Source organism: Micromonospora sp. NPDC018662 (assembly GCF_044391475.1).
Lineage (GTDB): Bacteria > Actinomycetota > Actinomycetes > Mycobacteriales > Micromonosporaceae > Micromonospora.
In genome coordinates this window covers 296,767-313,894 of the sequence record NZ_JBISAC010000003.1, presented here as the reverse complement: position 1 = coordinate 313,894, position 17,128 = coordinate 296,767, and the positions used below count along the sequence as shown (strand labels likewise).

Sequence of the window (17,128 nt, the reverse complement as noted above, 5' to 3'; positions counted from 1 at the left end):
CTAGAGCGCGCGACACGGCGAGACAATGGTCGATGTCCGGACGGTCAGGAGACCTCGCGGTTGAACAGGTGCGACGACCAGATCAGGCTGGCGGCGGCCAGCCCGGTCATGATGAGCGCCCCCTGCCAGACCACGGTCTGGAAGATCTGGCCGGCGAACAGCGCCCGCATGCCGTCGGTGGCCCAGGCGAACGGGTTCCAGAGCGCCACCCGCTGGATCCACATCGGGGCGAGCACGAGGGGGATGAGCACGCCGGCCAGCAGCGAGATCGGCTGGCCCACGGTGTTCACCAGCACCCCGAGGCTGTTCTCGTTGCGGACCAGCAACGCGATGTCGTACGAGATGGACGTGCTCAGCAGCACCATCACGGCCAGCAGCGCGTACGAGACGAGCAGGTTGGCCAGGTGCACGCGCAACCCGAACGGCAACGCCACCAGCGTGATCACGACCGCCTGCACCACGTTGAGGCACACGTGCATCAGGGCGCGGCCCAGCAGCAGGGCGGTACGGCTCACCGGCGTCACCCGGCACCGCTCGATGATGCCGGCGCGCAGCGCGCTGAGCAGCCCGTAGCCGGCGAACAGGCCACCGAAGAGGCCCATCGCCACGAACAGGCCGGGCACGTAGATGCGGTAGGCGTCCGCGTACGAGGAGGCGCCCCGGTCGACCATCACCACCTTGAGGAACGGCGCGAAGAGGATGAGGTAGGTGATGGGCTGGGCGAGGCTGAACGCGACCATCACCGGGTTGCGCACCATCAGGCCGACCTCCTGCTGGAAGATCAGCCAGGTGTCACGGACGAGTCGCACGGTCATTCCTCCAGTGAGCGGCCGGTCTTGGCCAGGAACACGTCGTCGAGGCTGGGTCGGCGGGTCTCGATCGCGCCCGGCTCGATGCCCCGGTCGTAGAGCGCCCGCATGATCTGCGGGATGGCCGTGGCGGCGCTGTCGACGTAGAGCCGCAGGGTGCCGTCGACCGGCTCGGACGCGCGGACGTAGGGCGCCTCGGCCAGCACCTTCGTCGCGGCCGGCAGGCCGCCGCCGGCCGGGTCGGCGAGGTCGGTCACGGCGAAGTCGATCGCGACCACGTCGCCGGAGATCTCGCGTTTGAGCGCCGACGGCGTGCCCTCGGCCACGATCCGGCCGGCGTCGATGATGGAGACCCGGTCGCACAGGCTATCCGCCTCGTCCAGGTAGTGCGTGGTGAGGAAGATCGTCATGCCCTCCTCGCGCAGCCGGCGCACCTCCTGCCACATCCGGGCCCGGCTGGGCGGGTCGAGGCCCGCGGTGGGCTCGTCCAGGAACATGACCTGCGGCGAGTGGATGACGCCGAGCGCGACGTCGAGCCGCCGGCGCTGCCCGCCGGAGTACGTGCGGATCCGGCGGTCGGCGAAGTCGTCGAGTTGGAACGCGCGGATCGCCGCCGCCGCCAGCTCCTGCGCGACCCCCTTGGACCGGCCGTGCATCCGGGCCTGGAGGATCAGGTCCCGCCGGGCGGTGGAGTCGTCGTAGGTGCCGCTGGCCTGCGCCACGAACCCGATCCGGTGGCGCACCTGGGCCGGCGACCGCAGCAGGTCGACACCCGCGATCGTCGCCGCGCCCCCGCTGGGGCGCAGCAGCGTGGCGAGCATCCGCAGCGTGGTGGACTTCCCCGCGCCGTTGGGGCCGAGGAAGCCGACGATCTCGCCCCGCCGCACCGCGAAGTCGACGCCGCGGACCGCCTCGACCGTGCTGGCGCCGCGACCGCGCCCCACCCGGAAGGACTTGCGTAGGCCGGTGGCCTCGATCATCGAGCCTCCTCGTGCGGCGACGACGCGGACCGGCCCGCGTCGTGCACCGTCCAATGACGACGGTGCCCGCGCGAGGGGCGTCAGGTCAGGCTAGTGCGACCCCGGGCGTGGGACAACGGTCGATGCGTGCCGGTTCGATGCGGGCCGGCGTCACGGCGTCGCGGCCAGCGCGGCGAGGTGCGCCGCCGCCGCGCGGGCGCCGCCGGCCGCGGCGAACGAGTCGCGCACGCGGCCCGCCCCGGCCCGGTACGCCGGGTCGTCGAGGACCGCGGCCACCGCCTCGGTCAGCTCCGCCGGGGTCGCCTCGCGGAAGGAGACCGCGCGTCCGGCGCCGGCCCGGGTCACCTGGTCCGCGATGGTCGGATGGTCGTGCCGGATCGGCGCGACCACCACCGGCACGCCGTACGCCAACGCCTCGGAAATCGTGCCCAGCCCGCCGTGCGAGACCACGGCGTCCAGCCGGGGCATCAGCTCCAGCACCGGCACCCGCGGCGCGACCAGCACGTGCTCCGGCGGGTCGGGCACCAGGTCGGCCGGCGCGGTGAGGATCACCTGGAGCCGGTCGGCGAGCGGCGCGGTGGCGGCCGTCATCCGCCGGTAGAAGTCGCGGGCCAGGTGTTCGGCCATCGTGCCGACGGTGACGAGCATGTGCCGGCGGCTCGGCGCCCAGGCGTCCCAGTCGAAACCGGGCGCGTTCGGCCGCCGTCCCAGCGCCGGCCCGGTCAGCACGCACCGCGCCGGCATCGCCGCCGGGCCGGTGAGCGCCGCGGTGGTCAGCCCGATCACCAGGTACGGCGAGAAGCGCAGGTCGAGCGTCTCGTCGACGGGCAGGTCGGCCATCGCCCACACGCGCCGCACCTGGGCCGCTACGAAGTCGGTGAACTCGGGCATCTCCACCGTCGGCGGGGTCAGCTCCAGCACGCCGACGCAGAGCGTCGCCCAGCGCACCCCGTGCCGGTGCGCGGCCAGCGCGCCGGCCAGCGCGTACTGGTCGGCGACGACGACGTCCGGCCGGTATTCCGCGACCGCCCGTTCGGCGGCGTCCCGGATGAAGCGGTTGGCCGGCAGCACGTGCCCCTCCCAGAGGGTGCGCACCGAGGCCATCCCGGACTCGCCGTCCGGGCGGTACCACCGCTTCCCGGTGGGGAACAGCGTGGCGTCCGGGCCGATCAGCGGGCGCAGGTCGCTGCGGGGCCCGCACCACGCCACCTCGTGTCCGGCCGCCGCCAGCGCCTGGCCGATGGCGAGCGGGGCGTTCAGATGGGAGACCACCGGCAGCACCACGAAGAGGAAGCGAGCCACGTCGATATGATGCCACGGTCCGTTGACATCCACCGGCGTCGTTGATCTGATCTTCTCCGTGACGGTGTGCGGATGACGGCTATCGACGCCGTCTCGGTGTTCCTGCCGGCTCGCCGCGTGCCGATCGAGAGCCTGGCCGCGCCGCTGCGCCTGACCGAGATGCAGATCCGGCTGTTCCGGCGGTTCCACGGGCTGACCGAGGTGCGCCGCGACCCCGACCTGTCCCTGGCCGACCTGCTGCGGCACGCGGTCGACGGCCTCACCGCGCTGCGCGGCCGGGAGCACCGGGTGCGGTTCGTGGTGTACGGCCGGGCCTTCCCGGTGGTGGCGCCGTACCCGGTCAACCCGCTGCACGACGCGTGCCGGGCGCTCGGCCTGGGGCACGCGCTGGCGTTCACAGTGACGCAGCAGTCCTGCGCGAGCGCGCTCGCAGCGGTCGACGTGGCCGGCCGGCTGCTGGCCGCCGAGCCGCACCCGCCGGGCGACGAGCCGCTCGCGCTGGTCCTCACCGGGGAGAAGGCGTTCACCCGCGACGCCCAGTTCATCCCGGAGACGTCGGTGTTCAGCGAGGGCGCGTCCGCGTGCCTGGTCAGCGCGCACGGCCGCCAGGACCGGCTGCTCTCCTACGCCGGCGCGCAGCGGGGCGAGTTCGACGTCGCCGGCGGCGTGTCCGCGGCCCGGTTCCAGCGCGAGTACCGGCCGGCGCTGGCCGAGGTGATCGGCCGGGCCCTGGAGCGGGCCGGAACGGCGCTGGCCGACCTGCGGCTGATCCTGCCGCACAACGTCAACGTGATGACCTGGAAGCGGCTGTGCAAGCTGATCGGGTTCCCGCTGGACCGGGTGCTGCTCGACAACATCACCGGCGCCGGGCACGTGTTCTGCGCGGACGCGTTCGTCAACTACCGCACCGCGCGGGAGCGCGGCCTGCTCCACCCGGGCGACCGCTACCTCGTCGCGGCGGTCGGCGCCGGGGCCGGGGCGACGTTCGCCGCCATGGTGTTCGAACACTGACCGGGAGCGTCATGGGCACCGACCTGCACCTGATCCGGGCCGCCCGCCGCGAGTTCACCGGGCCGGCGGCGCTGCTCGCCGACCCCGAGCTGCGGGCCCGCGCCGAGGAGTACCTGACCGACCTGACGCGACCGTACGGCCTGCAGCTCGACGCGTCGGCGGCGGCGCGGGGCCAGTCCTACGGGGAGATGGCCGCCGAGCTGGTACGGGCGGTCGTACCCGAGGACGATCCGGTCGACCTGCTGGTGCTGGCGTTCGCGGTGCACGACGCGCTGCCCGGCCGGGCCACCGCGTCCTACCTCAGTCACGTCTGCCCCGGCACGCCGATGTCCTTCGCGCTCTGCGACCAGGGCTCGGCGGCGGCGTTCACCGGGCTGCGGATCGCCCGTGCCCATGCGTGCCACCGGACCCTGCTCCTCGTCGTCGAGCAGTCCGTCCTGCCGTACGACCCGGGGGTTGCCGTGCCGGCGCGGCACCGCGCCGTGGCCCTGCTGCTCGGCGACGGCCCGGCGACCGGCGGCGGGCGGGTGACCGCGATCCGCCAGCACGCGGACGTCGACCCTGACGACGTGGCAGACCTGGCGGCGGCCGAGCTGCGCGCGCTCGGCGCGGGCGGCGCGGACGTGGCAGTGGTGCTGGGTGCGGGCCTCGCCGCCGCGCGGCCCGCGACCGGTGGAAGTCCGGTGACGGTGGCGCCGCCGGGGCAGCCGGCCACCGGGGTGTGGTGGGGACTGCTGGACCGGCTCGGCGACGGGCCCGACCGGCTCACTGCGGTGCTGGTCGCCGACTACGATCCCGACCTGCGCTACCTGTGCCTCGTCACCATCACGGCAGCCACCAGGATCACTCTCGGTGATGTCGCCTCGGAAGGGACGACAAAAATTCCCCATACCTCAGAGTCATGATTATGACCGAGCGGTATACCGCTCGAAAGTGTTCCCTCCCCGCCCGCGACACGCCGTCCGCAGCGGTCTCACCAACCCTCGGCGAGCGCCCCCCGGACGAACGCGCAGAGCCGCTCGTTCGCCTCCTCCGAGCCGACCGTGATCCGCACGCCGGCGCCGGGCAGCGCCATCACCAGGATCCCGGCCGCCCGCGCGCGGTCGGCGAACGCCGTCGCCCGCTCCCCCAGCGGCAGCCACACGAAGTTGGCCTCACTGGGTGCCACGGTCAGCCCCAGCCCCCGCAACGCGTCGACCAGGCCGGCCCGTGCCGTCACCAGGTCCGCGCACCGCCGGGTCAGCTCCGGTGCCACCTCCGGCGCCAGGCTCGCCACGGCCGCCGCCTGGGCGAGGGCGTTCGGGAAGAACACCGCCCCGGTCAGCGCAGCCGCCGGGAGCAGCCGGGGCGGCACCACGGCGTAGCCGACGCGCAGCGCGGCCAGCCCGTACGCCTTGGAGAAGGTGCGCAGCACGCAGACGTTGTCGTAGGCCCGGTACAGCTCCATCCCGTCCGGCGCGTCCGGGTCGGTGACGAACTCCCGGTACGCCTCGTCCACGATGACCGGCACGTCGGCCGGCACCCGGTCGAGGAACGCCTCGACGCGGTCGCGACGCAGCGTCGCCCCGGTCGGGTTGTTCGGGTGGCAGAGCAGCACGCATCGGGTCCGCCCGGTCACCGCGTCCGCCATCGCGGGCAGGTCGTGGTCGTAGCCGTCCAGCGGCACCGGCACCGCGTTCGCGCCGGCGTTGCGGATGATCAGCGGGTAGCCCTCGAACGACAGTGCCGCGTGGACCACGTCCGGCCGGGGTCCGAGGGACTGCACCAGGTGCTGGCACAGCCCGGCCGAGCCGGGGCCGACCACTATCGACTCCGGCCCCACCTCCAGCCGCGCCGCCAACGCGGCCACCAGCGCCGACGAGGTGCGGTCCGGATACCGCTGGAGGGTCGCGGCGCCGTCGGTGACGATCCGCCGGATGCCGGGCAGCGGCGGGTACGGCGTCTCGTTCATCGACAGGTCGACCGGCGGGTGCGTCCCGACGGCGGTGGCAGGAGTCATGATCGCTCGCTTCTCGACGGGGCCGGCGGGGACGGGACGCGGGCGTGCCGGTCGGTGAGCACCCCGAGCTGGTAGAGCCGGTCGACGAGGGAGAGCGGCCGGACGTCGGTGCCGGACAGGTTGCCGGCGGTGAGCCCGAGCAGCCTCGGGTTGGCGGCGGTGCGGCGCATCATCCGCGCGCCGAGCAGCTTCGGCAGCCCGGAGACGCTGGTGATCATGCGGGACGCGTTGTGGCTGACGGTCGCGACGTGGTCGAGGCGCGGGCGGCGCGCGGCCTCGAAGGCCCGCAGCGCCCGGTCCACCGCGGCCGGCGCCGGCGTGCCGCCCTCGGCCGCCAGGCTGGCCGCGAGCGTCTCCGCGTCACCCAGCGAGCTGTTCACGCCCTGCGCCGCCATCGGGTGCACCGCGTGCGCGGCCTCGCCGACCAGCGCCAGGCCGGGCACGGCCAGGCGGTCGGTGCGCAGCCGGTAGACCGCGAGGAGCTGACGGCGGCGCAGGCTGGCCCGGATCGCGGCGCCGATCGGGCGGACCGCCGGCACGTCGGCGAGCAGCCGGTCGCACCACGCGCCCAGGTCGGCCCGGCCCCGGAACTCGTCCGGCGTCACCTGGACGTAGAGGCGGCACCGCCCGCCCGGCAGCGGGTAGACCAGGCACAGGCCGCGCCCGGTCCGGTACGCGGTCACCTCGTCGGCCACCTCGGCGTCGGCCACGTCGAACGCGACCAGGCCGTGCGGGTACTCGCGGCGCTCGACCGCGACGCCGGCCGCCCGCCGCAGCGGCGAGGACATGCCGTCGGCGGCGACCACCAGCGGCGCCCGGATCTCCCGGTCGCCTCGGTCGCCGGTGACCGCGACGCCGGTCACCCGCCCGCCGTCGCCGGACAGCAGGCCGGTCACCCGCCGGCCCCACCGGACCTCCACGGTGGCGGGCAGCCCGTCGGCGAGCACACCGCGCAGGTCGCCGTAGTCGGCGCAGAGGATCTCCCGGTACGCGCCGGGCAGGTCGGCGTAGTCCAGGCAGAGCAACGGCCGGCCGGCCGGATCCCGGATGGCCAGCCGCCCGACCGGCCGGGCGCCGGTGGCGCGCAGGGCGTCGAGGACTCCCCACGAGTCGAGGATGCGGACCGTCTCCGGCTGGAGGATCTCGCCCTTGGCGATCGACGCGGGGGTGCGCTGCCGGTCGAGCACGAGCACCCGCAGCCCGAGCGCGCCGAGCGCGCGGGCGCTCGCCAGGCCGCCGGCGCCGGCGCCCACCACCACGACGTCGGGGCTCATCGGGTCACCGCGCCGGGCGCGACGTCGGGCCGCCCGGCGGTGGCCCGGCGGTACTCGCCGAGCGCGCGCAGCGCGACCGCCTGGGTGATCACCGCGTTGGGGTAGCGCATGTGGTGGCGGATGTAGTTGCACACCCGGGTCGCCGGCCATCCGCCGCCCGGTCCGGCCGCCGCCACCAGCCAGGCGACGCCCCGCTCCACCGCGCCGCCGACCTCGGGGTCGCCGGTGGCGAGCAGGCCCTGGACGGCCCAGGACGTCTCCTCGACCGAGCCGGCGGTGCCGTCGCCCGGGCCCCACGAGCCGTCCGGCAACTGGGTCTCGCGTAGCCACCGGACCGCGCGCCGGACCACCTCGTGCCGGGCGTGACCGACGCGCGACAGCGCCGCCACCACCACGGCCGTGCCGGAGGTGTGGTCGCGGTACCAGAGGTTCTCGAACGTGCCGTCGGGCGCCGCGCGGGTCAGCAGCCAGGCCGCCGCCCGCGCGATCGCCGGGTGGTCGTCGGGGTGACCGGCCTCGTGCAGGGCGAGGATCGCCTGGCTGGTGATGGCCGGGCAGGGGCCGTCGTTGGCGAGCTGCGTGTCGCGTACCCACAGGCTCCACGACCCGCGGCTGTCCTGGCGGTCGACGAGCCAGGCCAGGCCGGTGCGCAGCACCGGGTCGGCGTCGGCGTCGGGGTAGCCGGCCAGCGCCGACAGGATCTCGGCGGACTCCAGCGTCACCGGCCAGCCGCCCACGTTGGAGTAGCTCCACCCGCCCGGCGGCACGTCCAGCACCTCGAACGTGGTGGGTTTCTGGGTGGCGTGGAAGACGTCCCGGGTGGCCCGCAGCCGCGGGTCGGCGGCGTACCCGGCGGCGATCAGACCGGTCACCGCGTAGCCGGACCGGGTCAGGTCCAGGTTCGTCACGGCGTCCCAGGCGCCGTCGGGGCGGACCGCCCGCCGGAGCCAGCCGACCACGGCCGCGGCGATGTCCGGCGCCTCACCGCTGCGGGCCAGCCCGAGGAGCACCAGTGCGGCGGGCCACGGGTCCTCGCTCAACGCGCCGGTACGGCCCTCGTGGTCGAAGATGGCGCGCAGCAGGCGTACCGCCACCGGGCGGGCCCGGCGCAGCGTGGCCCGGCGCAGGCGACCGGCGGGCAGCAGGTCGGCCTGCATCAGGGCGAGACCGACGAAGGGCGCGGTGCGGAACGACAGCCGCCGGCGGCGGACCCGGTCGAACAGCACGATCTCCAGCGGCAGCCGCCGTAGCGGGCCGGCCTCGGCGGTCATCCCGGCCATCGTGAGCAGTTGGCGGCAGAGCAGCGAGATGGCCCGGTCGGTGACCGTGTCGACGCCGCCCAGGGCGGCCAGCCGGGCCCGGCCGGCCGCGATCGCCTCGGCGCCGGCCGCCGGCGCGCTCAGCGCCAACGCCGCGACCGCGACGGCGGTGGGCACCACCTCGGTCTCCGCGCCGACCACGCCGCCCCAGCCACCGTCGTCGTGCTGCTGGCGGCGCAGCCAGTCGGCGCCCGCGTCGACGAGGTCGGCGCTGCCGACCGGGTCGGCGGCGTGCAGCGCGGCCACCGCGCCGGCGGTGCCCAGCACCGAGGCCGGCGGGTCGTCGCCGAAGACGCCGTCGGCGCGCTGGCGGCGCAGCAGCGCCTCGGCGCCCTCGCTGATCGCCTTCCCGACGGCCTCGGCGGTGACAGCGGTCATGGCGCGTCCTCCAGGGACATTCGGCGGTGGGTGGCCAGAGCCAGGTCGGGGGTGGTCGGGCCCAGTTCGTGCCGGGTCCGCATGCCGCGCTGCGCCCACCAGGTCAGCGCCACCATCGGCAGCGCGAGCACGAGTTGCACCGTGACGCCGAGGCCGAGCCCGACCACGGCCGAGGCCAGCACGACCCGCTCGACGACCAACACGGAGTGGGCGCGCAGCGCCACCACCACGGGCATCCCGGCGCGGTGCGGCAGCAGCGGCGCCAGCGCGGTGACCCCCACGACGCCGACCACGAGCAACGTCACCAGGTAGGCGGTCCGCTCGCTCCGGTCGGCCAGCAGGCCGGCGGCGAGGGCGGCGGTGAGCGTCACGGCGTAGAGCGCCAGCACGGTCCGGACCGCGAGCGGCACGCCGTGCCGGACCGGCAGCGTCTCGTAGCCGCCCGCGCGGTCGCCGTCGATGTCCCGCAGCGCCCCGACGAGGTTGGACATGGCGTCGTGCGACCAGAACGCGACGGTCAGCGCCAGCAGCACGGGCAGGACCGGGGACGGGTCCGCCGGCAGCCCGACGGCGAGCGCGCCGTAGAGCAGCGCGACCGCGCCGAGCGCGCCGCGCACCAGGTTGCCGGCGAATCCCCGGGCCTTGAACCAGCGGCTGTAGGCGACGATGCCGCAGGCGGCCAGCAGCGCGGCCGTGGTGGTGCCCCAACCGCCGGCCACGGCGAGGACCGCGAGGACCGCGAAGCAGGCGAAGCCGCACCCCAACGCGGTACGCGCGCCCAGCCGGCTGGACGGGATCGGCCGGTGCGGCTTGCTGCCGGCGTCCAGCTCACGGTCGAACCAGTCACCGAGGTAGTGGCCGCCGAGCCAGCCGGCGGTGGGCGCCGCCCAGGCCGACAGGAGCCGCCACGGATGGTGCGGGCCGTCGACCACCGCCGCGCCGCCGAGGCCGACCAGTCCGACGTACCAGAGGGTGTAGGGCCGCCAGGTCTCCACGTGCGCCCGCAGCGCCCGGGCGGCCCTCACGCCATCTCGCTCGTCATCCAACGCGCGATGCCGGCCAGCACGTCCGCGCTCGCGGAGGGGGCGAGCACGGCCAGTTCGGCCCGTGCCCGCTCGGCGTGCTCCGCCATCCGCCGGCGGGCGGCCTCCACCGCGTCGACGTCACCGAGCAGCGCGGTCACCCACTCGACGTCGCCGGGCCCGGCGCCGCGCCGGTGCAGCACCGCCATCAGCTCGACCCGGTCGGTGTCGGTGGCCGCGTCGTACGCCAGCAGCAGCGGCAGCGTCGGCCGGCCGTTGTTGAGGTCACTGGTCGCCGGTTTCCCGGTCTGCTCCGGGGTGGCGACGTAGGACAGCAGGTCGTCGCGGATCTGGAACGCCGTGCCGACGTGCTCGCCGTAGCGGGCCAGCGCGGACGCCACGTCCGGTTCCGCGCCGCCGAGCAGGGCGCCGATGTGGCACACGGCGCGGAACAGCGACCCGGTCTTGAGGCGGATCATCTCCGGGTACCACCGGGCGCCCGCGTCCAGGTCGCCGACGAGCTGGGCCTCGATGGCCTGGCCCCGGCACAGGTCCTGCCCCGCCTCGGCCAGCGCGGCGACGGCGGCCACCACGTGGCCGGGCGGGACCGCGCCACCACCGTCCACGATGGCCTGGAACGCCTGGAAGATGAGGTGGTCGCCGGCGACGATGGCGTTCGGGATGCCGAACGCGACCGGGACCGCCGGCCGGCCGCGGCGCATCGTGTCGGCGTCGATGATGTCGTCGTGCACGAGCGTCGCGGTGTGCAGGTACTCCGTGCCGAGCGCGGCGGCGAGCACGTCCCGGGGCGACCCGCCCACCGCCTCGGCGGCGTGCAGCGTCATCATCGGGCGGAGCAGCTTGCCGGGTGGCAGCAGCGCGTACCGGGCGATCGCGGCCGGCTGCTCGGCCGTCTCCGGCCAGCGTCGGCCGAGTTCGGCGTGGAGCAGTCGCCCCGATTCGCTTCGGGCCAGGTCGTCGATGAAGGGCGGATATCTCGTGAAGCCAGCAACCGTCATGACGTGTCGACCCTTTCACGAAGGCTCGGCTAGTCGCCACGCGAGACGTTACCGGCCGGAACTCCCATGAACAACCATTGATAAATGCGCCGATCCATGGGTGGATGCGAATACGATGACGATATTCTTCGGCAAATTGGACGATGCGCAGCCAAATCGTCGACGGCCCGGCGCACCGGTGGGTAAGGGACGCGTGGCGGCCCGGTCGGTCAGGCGGCGGTGAACTCCATCAGGGTGAGCCCGTCGGGGCCGTGCCAGGTGCGCCGGGGCGCCAGCCCCGCGGCCGCGGCCAGGGCGGCGTGCTCGGCCGCGCTCCGCTCCCGACCGCCCACCAGCACCAGCATCCGCAGGTCGTACGGGGACAGGTGCGGCACGTGCGGCATGGTCGGGAGCACCTCGATGACCAGCACCCGGCCGGTGTCGCCGGCCGCCTCCGCGCACCGGCGCAGGATCGCCGTCGCGTGGTCGTCGCTCCAGTCGGTCAGCGCGCGGGACACCACGTAGACGTCCGCGCCGGCCGGCAGCGGGGCGAAGAAGTCCCCGACCACGCCCGTCACCCGGTCGGCGAGGCCGTGCTCGGCGAACGTCGCGGCGGCGGTCGCCACCGGCTCGCTCCGGTCGACCAGCGTGCCGCGCAGGTGCGGGTGGGCGCAGAGCAGCTCCCGCAGCAGCCCGCCGGAGCCCCCGGCGACGTCCACCACGTGCGTCACCTCGGACCAGGGGTAGCGCGCCGCCACCTCGGGCGCGGTGAACCGCTGCTGGCTGAGCATCAGCGCGTCGAAGTAGGCACGGTGGTCCGGGTGGGCGTCGAGGTCGGCCCAGAAGTCCCGGCCGTGGACCGACCCGTAGCCGGGTCGACCGGTGCGGATCGCGTGCGGCAGGCCGGCCCAGGCCAGGTCCATCCGCGCGCCGAGGCCGCCGAGGTCCAGGTCGGCGCCGTGCCCGCCGCCGTCCCGGTCGCAGAGCAGCTCGCCCACGTCGGTCAGCGCGAAGACGTCCGGCGACACCTCGACGAACACGCCCCGGTGGGCCAGGTAGCGCAGCAGCCGGCCGAGCGCGCCCGCGTCCACGTCGCACGCCGCGGCCAGCGCGTCCAGGCCGGTGACGCCGGCCGCGATCCGGTCCGGCACGCGGAGGGTCACCGCCGTGCGCACCGCGAACGGGGTCGCCAGGTCGGTGAGCCGGTCGAGCCGCGCGGCCGGGCCGCCATCGACTTCCACATCGATCGTCACGAGTGTGTCCCCTCCCCCACCGGGGGCCCGGATCATGGCCCGCCGGCCCCGAATGATCCCAAGCCGGCCGCGGGCGCGTCAACGACGACGCTGGTATGGACATTCACGATCGTGGAAGAATGCGGCGACGGGCCGTCCCGCGCAGACCGGAGGACCATCGATGACCACTTCCACCGCCGTCGACGTCCGGCTCGTCGCCGGCGCCCTGGGCGCCCAGGTCCACGGGATCGACCTGAACACGCTGACCGACGAGGGTTTCGCGCTGGTCCACGACCTCCTGCTGAAGCACCAGGTGGTGTTCCTGGCCGGCCAGACCGGGCTGACCCCCGAGGCGCACGTCGCGTTCGGCCGCCGCTTCGGCGAGGTCGAGCTGCACCCCTACCTGCCCCGACTGGAGGGTCATCCGGAGATCGTCGTCATCGACTCCGCCGACGGCGGCAAGGTCGACGTCTGGCACACCGACATGACCTTCCACCAGAGCCCGCCGATCGCGTCCATCCTGCACCTCACCGAGCTGCCCGAGGTCGGCGGCGACACCATGTGGACGAACCAGTGCCGGGTCTACGAGGCGCTCTCCGCGCCGCTGCGGGACCTGCTCGACGGGCTCACCGCCATCCACGTCATCCGGATCGGCACCGAGTTCACCAGCCGGGCGGAGCACCCGGTGGTGCGCGTCCACCCGGAGACCGGGCGCCGCTCGCTGTACGTCAACCGGCTCTTCACCTCGCACATCCCGCAGCTGACCCGCAACGAGAGCGACGCGCTGCTGGAGCACCTGTTCCGGTTCTCCGAGAGCCCGCAGTTCACCTGCCGGTACCGCTGGCAGGTGGGGGACGTCGCGGTGTGGGACAACCGGGTCACCCAGCACTACGCGGTCAACGACTACGGCGGCCTGCGGCGCGGTCAGCGCATCACCGTGCTCGGCGACCACCCGACCGGCGATCCGCCCCGGTGGGAGCACTACGCCCCGGCGCCGGGCGAGCGCTACTGGCCGGACCGGGTCAACGCGGTGGAGAGCTACTGAGGGCGCCGCTCACCAGGTGATCGGGAACGACGCGATGCCGCCGTTCATCCGGTCGTGCCGCCACGGGATGTCCTCGATCGGCACCGCCGGCGCCAGCTCCGGCATCCGGTCGAGCAACACCCCGAGGGAGAGTTCCACCTGCATCCGGCCCAGCGCCGTGCCCAGGCAGAAGTGCGGCCCGAACCCGAAGGTCAGGTGCGGCACGCTCGGCGTCCGGTCGATGTCGAAGACGTTCGGGTCGGGAAAGTGCCGGGGATCGCGGTTGCCGGCCCACGGCAACGCCATCACGCACTCCCCGGCCCGCATCGCGACCCCGCCGAGGGTCAGGTCCTCACGCACCACCTGGACCCGGAACATGCTGCTCACCGCCGTGTAGCGGAGGATCTCGTCGGTCGCGGCGGGCAGCTTCTCCGGGGCCGCACGCAGCTTCGCCAACTGCTCCGGGTGCTGGAACAACGCGCGCAGGCCGGCGCTCGTGGAGTTGATCTCCAGGCCGCCGAGCAGCACCCCCATCGCCAGCTCGACCAGCTCGGCGTCGACCAGCTCGTGCGCGTCCTGGCCGAGCACCCACGCCGAGAGCAGGTCGTCCCCGGGCTCCGCCCGCTTCCGGGCGAGCTGCCCGGCCAGGTAGGACCGCAGCTCCGCCTGCGCGTCGGCGGCGTCGGCGGAGCCGTACGCGGTGATCGAGTTGAGGCCGGAGATCCAGGCGTAGAAGCGGGGGCGGTCGGCGACCGGCACGCCGAGCACGTCGCACACCACGTGCACCGGCAGCGGCGCCACCAGCCCGGCCACCAGGTCGGCCGGGCGGGGACCGGCGAGCATGGCGTCGACCAGACCGTCCACCAGCCGCCGGACCCGGGGACGGAACGTGGCGATCCGACGCGCGGTGAACGCCCGGCTGCCCACCCGGCGCACCGCCGCGTGCGCCGGACCGTCCATGTTCAACTCCCGCGGGCCGGCGGCGCCCGACACCACTGTCGCGCCCAACGGGAGCCGGGAGAACCGGGGGTCGGCCAGCACCGTGCAGCAGTGCTCGTAGCTGAGCACCAGCCAGGCGGCCCGGCCGTCGGGCAGCCGCACCCGGCTGACCGGGTCGCTGACCACCATGTCGAGCAGCTCGGCGGGCAGATCGCCGGTGAACGGCGCGAACGGATAGGGGCGCGGCCCGGAATTGACGGTCAGGTCGTGGTCCACGTCGGGCATCGGGTAAGACTCCAACACACGTTAGTCCGCCGTCAATATCTATTGGCCGCGCCGGCGACCTTCCGCGTACGGACATCCATCGCCTAGCATCTGTGGTCCGGGACTGCCGTTTCCAGTGCGGATTGGTCGGATTTGACTGCGCCTTTGCGAATTCTGATGTCGACGTGGGGCTGGCGGTCCCATTTCTACAGCCTGGTCCCGCTCGGTTGGGCGCTCCAGGCGGCCGGCCACGAGGTGCGGGTGGCCAGCCATCCCTCGATGGTCGCGGCGATCACCACGGCCGGGCTCGCCGCCGTGCCGCTGGGCGACGACGTCGACTTCGCCGAGACCTTCGCCGGACGGATCGGCGCGGTGGGCGACCTGGACCGGCCCGGGGCCCAGCCGGCGGACCGGCTCGAACCGGCGATCACCGCCGACGGCGGGGTGGTCCGGTTCGCCGACGCGCTGCTCGACGACCTCGTCGCGTTCGGTCGGGCCTGGCAGCCGGACGTCGTGGTCTGGGAGCCGTTCAACCTGGCCGCGCCGGTGGCCGCCGCCGCGCTGGGCGTGCCCGGCGTGCTGAACCTGTGGGGTCCGGACTCCTCGGTGACGCTCCGGCTGGACCCGGAACCGGTGCTCGGGCCGCTCGCCGCCCGATTCGGGCTCGCCGCCACCGACGTGTCGACGCACGGCGACCTGACGCTCGACCCGGCGCCGCCGCCGCTCCAGGCGCCGACCGCTCGGCCGGGGCAGCCGGTGCGGTTCGTGCCGTACAACGGCCCGGCCGTGCTGCCGGCCTGGCTGCACCGCCCGGCGGCCCGGCCCCGGGTCTGCGTCACGGCCGGCACCATGATGGCCGGCGTCGGGCTGCACGACCGGCTGGACCTGACCGGGGTCGTCCGCTCGGTCGCCGAGCTGGACGTCGAGGTCGTCGTGGTGGTCGAACCCCGCCAGCAGCGCGGGCTGGGCCCGCTGCCGGCCGGCGTCCGGCTGGCCGACGCGCCGCTGGCGCTGCGGCTGGTGCTGCCGACCTGCGCCGCGCTCGTGCAGCAGGGCGGGGCCGGGACCACCATGACCGCGCTCGCGTACGGCGTGCCGCAGCTCATCCTGCCGCAGGTCAGCGACCAGCACTTCAACGGCGAACGGCTGGCCGCCACCGGCGCCGGCACCTGGTTGGCCCCCGAGCGGGCCGAGGGCGCCACGCTGCGGGACGCCGTCGGCGAGCTGATCGGCGACGGACCGGCGCGGGCGGCCGCGACGCTGATGCGGGACCGGATCCGCGCGCTGCCCAGCCCCGCCGAGGTGGTGCCGACAGTGGCCGCCCTCGCCCGGCGCACCCGGACCTGACCATCCGCCAGAGGAGTCGCAGATGACGCAGCCGCAGCCCGTCCCGTACCCGCTCGCTCCGGCGCCCACGATCTACCATCCGTCCCCGGACTACACCCGGTTGCGCGAGACCTGCCCGGTGGCCCGCGTCGAGCTGCCCGACGGGGCGTCGGCCTACCTCGCCACCCGGCACGCCGACGTCCGCCGGGTCTTCACCGACCAGCGGTTCAGCCGGGCCGCCGCGGCCGGCCCGAACCGGCCCACCCGCGAACTCGGCTCGCTGGCGGAGGACTCGCTCATCGGCATGGACCCGCCCCGGCACACCGTGATGCGCCGCGCGGTGTCGCACGCGTTCACCGTGCGTCGGGTCGAGGAGCTGCGCCCGACGGTGGCGGCGCTGGTGGCCGGCATGATCGACCGGATGGAGGCGGCCGGCCGTCCCGCCGACCTGATCACCCATCTCTCCGCGCCGCTGCCGATCTATGTGATCAGCAAGCTGTTCGGCATCGCGGAGCAGGACCAGGAGCGGGTCCGGGAGTGGTCCGACGCGCTGGTCGGCGACTGGGACGCCGACCCGGCGGCCCCGCAGGCCGCGCTCGACGCGTTCCAGGAGATGATCGTCGAGCGCCGGCGCCGGCCCGGCGACGACCTGATGAGCGCGCTCATCGCCGCCTGGGACGCGCACGAGGACCTCACCGAACGGGAGCTGGTCTCGGTCACCGCCGGCATCTTCGTGGGCGGGCACGAGACCACCACCAACCAGCTCAACCTGTTCCTGCTGGTGCTGGCCCGCCACCCGGAACAACTGGCCGGGCTGCGCGGCGACGACCCGGTGGCGGTCGCCCGCGCGGTCGAGGAGCTGTCCCGCTTCATCCAGCTCGGCGACAACGGCGTGCTGCTGCCCCGGGTCACCACCGAGGAGGTGGAGCTGGGTGGCGTACGCCTGCCGGTCGGCTCGGCGGTGATGCCGGCGATCGCGTCGGCCAACCGGGACGCGACGGTGTTCCCCGACGCGGACACGCTGGATCTGGCCCGCGCGCACAACCCGCACCTGGCGTTCGGCGCCGGCCCGCACCACTGTCTCGGCGCGGCGCTGGCCCGGATGGAGCTGCAGGAGGCGCTGGGCGCCCTGCTGCGCCGACTGCCCGGCCTGCGCCTCGCGGTCGACGAGTCGGCGCTGCGGTTCCGGCCGGGGCTGGTGGTTCGCAGCCTGGAGTCGTTGCCGGTGACGTGGGACGACCGGTGACCGGC

General features: G+C 74.7%; 15 protein-coding genes. 5 read left to right on the top strand and 10 right to left on the bottom strand.

The genetic code is table 11. The features are described from left to right. Window positions 1–44 precede the first annotated feature (44 nt). The 3 genes from ACH495_RS11085 to ACH495_RS11075 form a co-directional block, all read right to left on the bottom strand. Window positions 45–809: an ABC transporter permease gene (locus ACH495_RS11085; RefSeq protein WP_396857553.1), complete on the bottom strand. Its 765-nt coding sequence runs from the start codon at window positions 807–809 to the stop codon at window positions 45–47. A 2-nt stretch (window positions 810–811) separates the two neighbouring features. Beyond that, window positions 812–1,789, bottom strand: coding sequence for an ATP-binding cassette domain-containing protein (locus ACH495_RS11080; protein ID WP_396857552.1), 978 nt, complete (start codon window positions 1,787–1,789; stop codon window positions 812–814). A gap of 150 nt (window positions 1,790–1,939) precedes the next feature. Next, window positions 1,940–3,091 (bottom strand): glycosyltransferase, encoded by a 1,152-nt coding sequence (locus ACH495_RS11075; protein WP_396857551.1) that lies wholly within the window; start codon window positions 3,089–3,091, stop codon window positions 1,940–1,942. A gap of 72 nt (window positions 3,092–3,163) precedes the next feature. Here ACH495_RS11075 and ACH495_RS11070 point away from each other — a divergent pair, with 72 nt between their 5' ends. Both ACH495_RS11070 and ACH495_RS11065 read left to right on the top strand, forming a co-directional pair. Next, window positions 3,164–4,102: a 3-oxoacyl-[acyl-carrier-protein] synthase III C-terminal domain-containing protein gene (locus ACH495_RS11070; protein WP_396857550.1), complete on the top strand. Its 939-nt coding sequence runs from the start codon at window positions 3,164–3,166 to the stop codon at window positions 4,100–4,102. A gap of 11 nt (window positions 4,103–4,113) precedes the next feature. Beyond that, window positions 4,114–5,007: a 2-hydroxy-acid oxidase gene (locus ACH495_RS11065; protein ID WP_396857549.1), complete on the top strand. Its 894-nt coding sequence runs from the start codon at window positions 4,114–4,116 to the stop codon at window positions 5,005–5,007. 68 nt (window positions 5,008–5,075) lie between these two features. Here ACH495_RS11065 and ACH495_RS11060 read toward each other — a convergent pair whose 3' ends face one another. The 6 genes from ACH495_RS11060 to ACH495_RS11035 form a co-directional block, all read right to left on the bottom strand. After that, complete coding sequence (locus ACH495_RS11060) at window positions 5,076–6,101, bottom strand: aminotransferase class I/II-fold pyridoxal phosphate-dependent enzyme (RefSeq protein ID WP_396857548.1); 1,026 nt, start codon at window positions 6,099–6,101, stop codon at window positions 5,076–5,078. After that, window positions 6,098–7,375 (bottom strand): FAD-dependent oxidoreductase, encoded by a 1,278-nt coding sequence (locus ACH495_RS11055; RefSeq protein WP_396857547.1) that lies wholly within the window; start codon window positions 7,373–7,375, stop codon window positions 6,098–6,100. Before ACH495_RS11055 ends, ACH495_RS11060 begins: the two co-directional genes overlap by 4 nt. Further along, complete coding sequence (locus tag ACH495_RS11050; protein WP_396857546.1) at window positions 7,372–9,072, bottom strand: prenyltransferase/squalene oxidase repeat-containing protein; 1,701 nt, start codon at window positions 9,070–9,072, stop codon at window positions 7,372–7,374. The genes ACH495_RS11055 and ACH495_RS11050 overlap by 4 nt, the downstream gene beginning before the upstream one ends. Continuing rightward, window positions 9,069–10,097: a UbiA family prenyltransferase gene (locus ACH495_RS11045; protein ID WP_396857545.1), complete on the bottom strand. Its 1,029-nt coding sequence runs from the start codon at window positions 10,095–10,097 to the stop codon at window positions 9,069–9,071. The genes ACH495_RS11050 and ACH495_RS11045 overlap by 4 nt, the downstream gene beginning before the upstream one ends. Next, entirely contained in the window at window positions 10,094–11,113 is a 1,020-nt protein-coding gene (locus tag ACH495_RS11040; protein ID WP_396857544.1) for a polyprenyl synthetase family protein, read from the bottom strand. Before ACH495_RS11040 ends, ACH495_RS11045 begins: the two co-directional genes overlap by 4 nt. A gap of 209 nt (window positions 11,114–11,322) precedes the next feature. Continuing rightward, window positions 11,323–12,345: a methyltransferase gene (locus ACH495_RS11035; RefSeq protein WP_396857543.1), complete on the bottom strand. Its 1,023-nt coding sequence runs from the start codon at window positions 12,343–12,345 to the stop codon at window positions 11,323–11,325. Window positions 12,346–12,505: 160 nt separating this feature from the next. Here ACH495_RS11035 and ACH495_RS11030 point away from each other — a divergent pair, with 160 nt between their 5' ends. Further along, window positions 12,506–13,369 carry a TauD/TfdA dioxygenase family protein gene (locus ACH495_RS11030; protein ID WP_396857542.1) on the top strand — a complete coding sequence of 288 codons (864 nt, stop codon included), beginning with the start codon at window positions 12,506–12,508 and terminating at the stop codon, window positions 13,367–13,369. Window positions 13,370–13,378: 9 nt separating this feature from the next. On the opposite strand, the gene ACH495_RS11025 is transcribed toward ACH495_RS11030, so the two are convergent. Beyond that, window positions 13,379–14,572: a cytochrome P450 gene (locus ACH495_RS11025; protein ID WP_396857541.1), complete on the bottom strand. Its 1,194-nt coding sequence runs from the start codon at window positions 14,570–14,572 to the stop codon at window positions 13,379–13,381. Window positions 14,573–14,716: 144 nt separating this feature from the next. On the opposite strand from ACH495_RS11025, the gene ACH495_RS11020 reads away from it, so the two are divergent. Together ACH495_RS11020 and ACH495_RS11015 are read left to right on the top strand one after the other, a co-directional pair. Next, window positions 14,717–15,898, top strand: a complete 1,182-nt coding sequence (locus ACH495_RS11020; protein WP_396857540.1) for a nucleotide disphospho-sugar-binding domain-containing protein — start codon at window positions 14,717–14,719, stop codon at window positions 15,896–15,898. A 22-nt stretch (window positions 15,899–15,920) separates the two neighbouring features. Next, window positions 15,921–17,123 (top strand): cytochrome P450, encoded by a 1,203-nt coding sequence (locus ACH495_RS11015; RefSeq protein ID WP_396857539.1) that lies wholly within the window; start codon window positions 15,921–15,923, stop codon window positions 17,121–17,123. Window positions 17,124–17,128 lie beyond the last annotated feature (5 nt).

Excerpts from the sequence above, each read along its gene's own strand:
- ACH495_RS11080 (WP_396857552.1), bottom strand. The coding sequence starts at position 1,789 with ATGATCGAGGCCACCGGCCTACGCAAGTCCTTCCGGGTGGGGCGCGGT.
- ACH495_RS11070 (WP_396857550.1), top strand. The coding sequence starts at position 3,164 with ATGACGGCTATCGACGCCGTCTCGGTGTTCCTGCCGGCTCGCCGCGTG.
- ACH495_RS11065 (WP_396857549.1), top strand. The coding sequence starts at position 4,114 with ATGGGCACCGACCTGCACCTGATCCGGGCCGCCCGCCGCGAGTTCACC.
- ACH495_RS11060 (WP_396857548.1), bottom strand. The coding sequence starts at position 6,101 with ATGACTCCTGCCACCGCCGTCGGGACGCACCCGCCGGTCGACCTGTCG.
- ACH495_RS11055 (WP_396857547.1), bottom strand. The coding sequence starts at position 7,375 with ATGAGCCCCGACGTCGTGGTGGTGGGCGCCGGCGCCGGCGGCCTGGCG.
- ACH495_RS11050 (WP_396857546.1), bottom strand. The coding sequence starts at position 9,072 with ATGACCGCTGTCACCGCCGAGGCCGTCGGGAAGGCGATCAGCGAGGGC.
- ACH495_RS11040 (WP_396857544.1), bottom strand. The coding sequence starts at position 11,113 with ATGACGGTTGCTGGCTTCACGAGATATCCGCCCTTCATCGACGACCTG.
- ACH495_RS11030 (WP_396857542.1), top strand. The coding sequence starts at position 12,506 with ATGACCACTTCCACCGCCGTCGACGTCCGGCTCGTCGCCGGCGCCCTG.
- ACH495_RS11025 (WP_396857541.1), bottom strand. The coding sequence starts at position 14,572 with ATGCCCGACGTGGACCACGACCTGACCGTCAATTCCGGGCCGCGCCCC.
- ACH495_RS11015 (WP_396857539.1), top strand. The coding sequence starts at position 15,921 with ATGACGCAGCCGCAGCCCGTCCCGTACCCGCTCGCTCCGGCGCCCACG.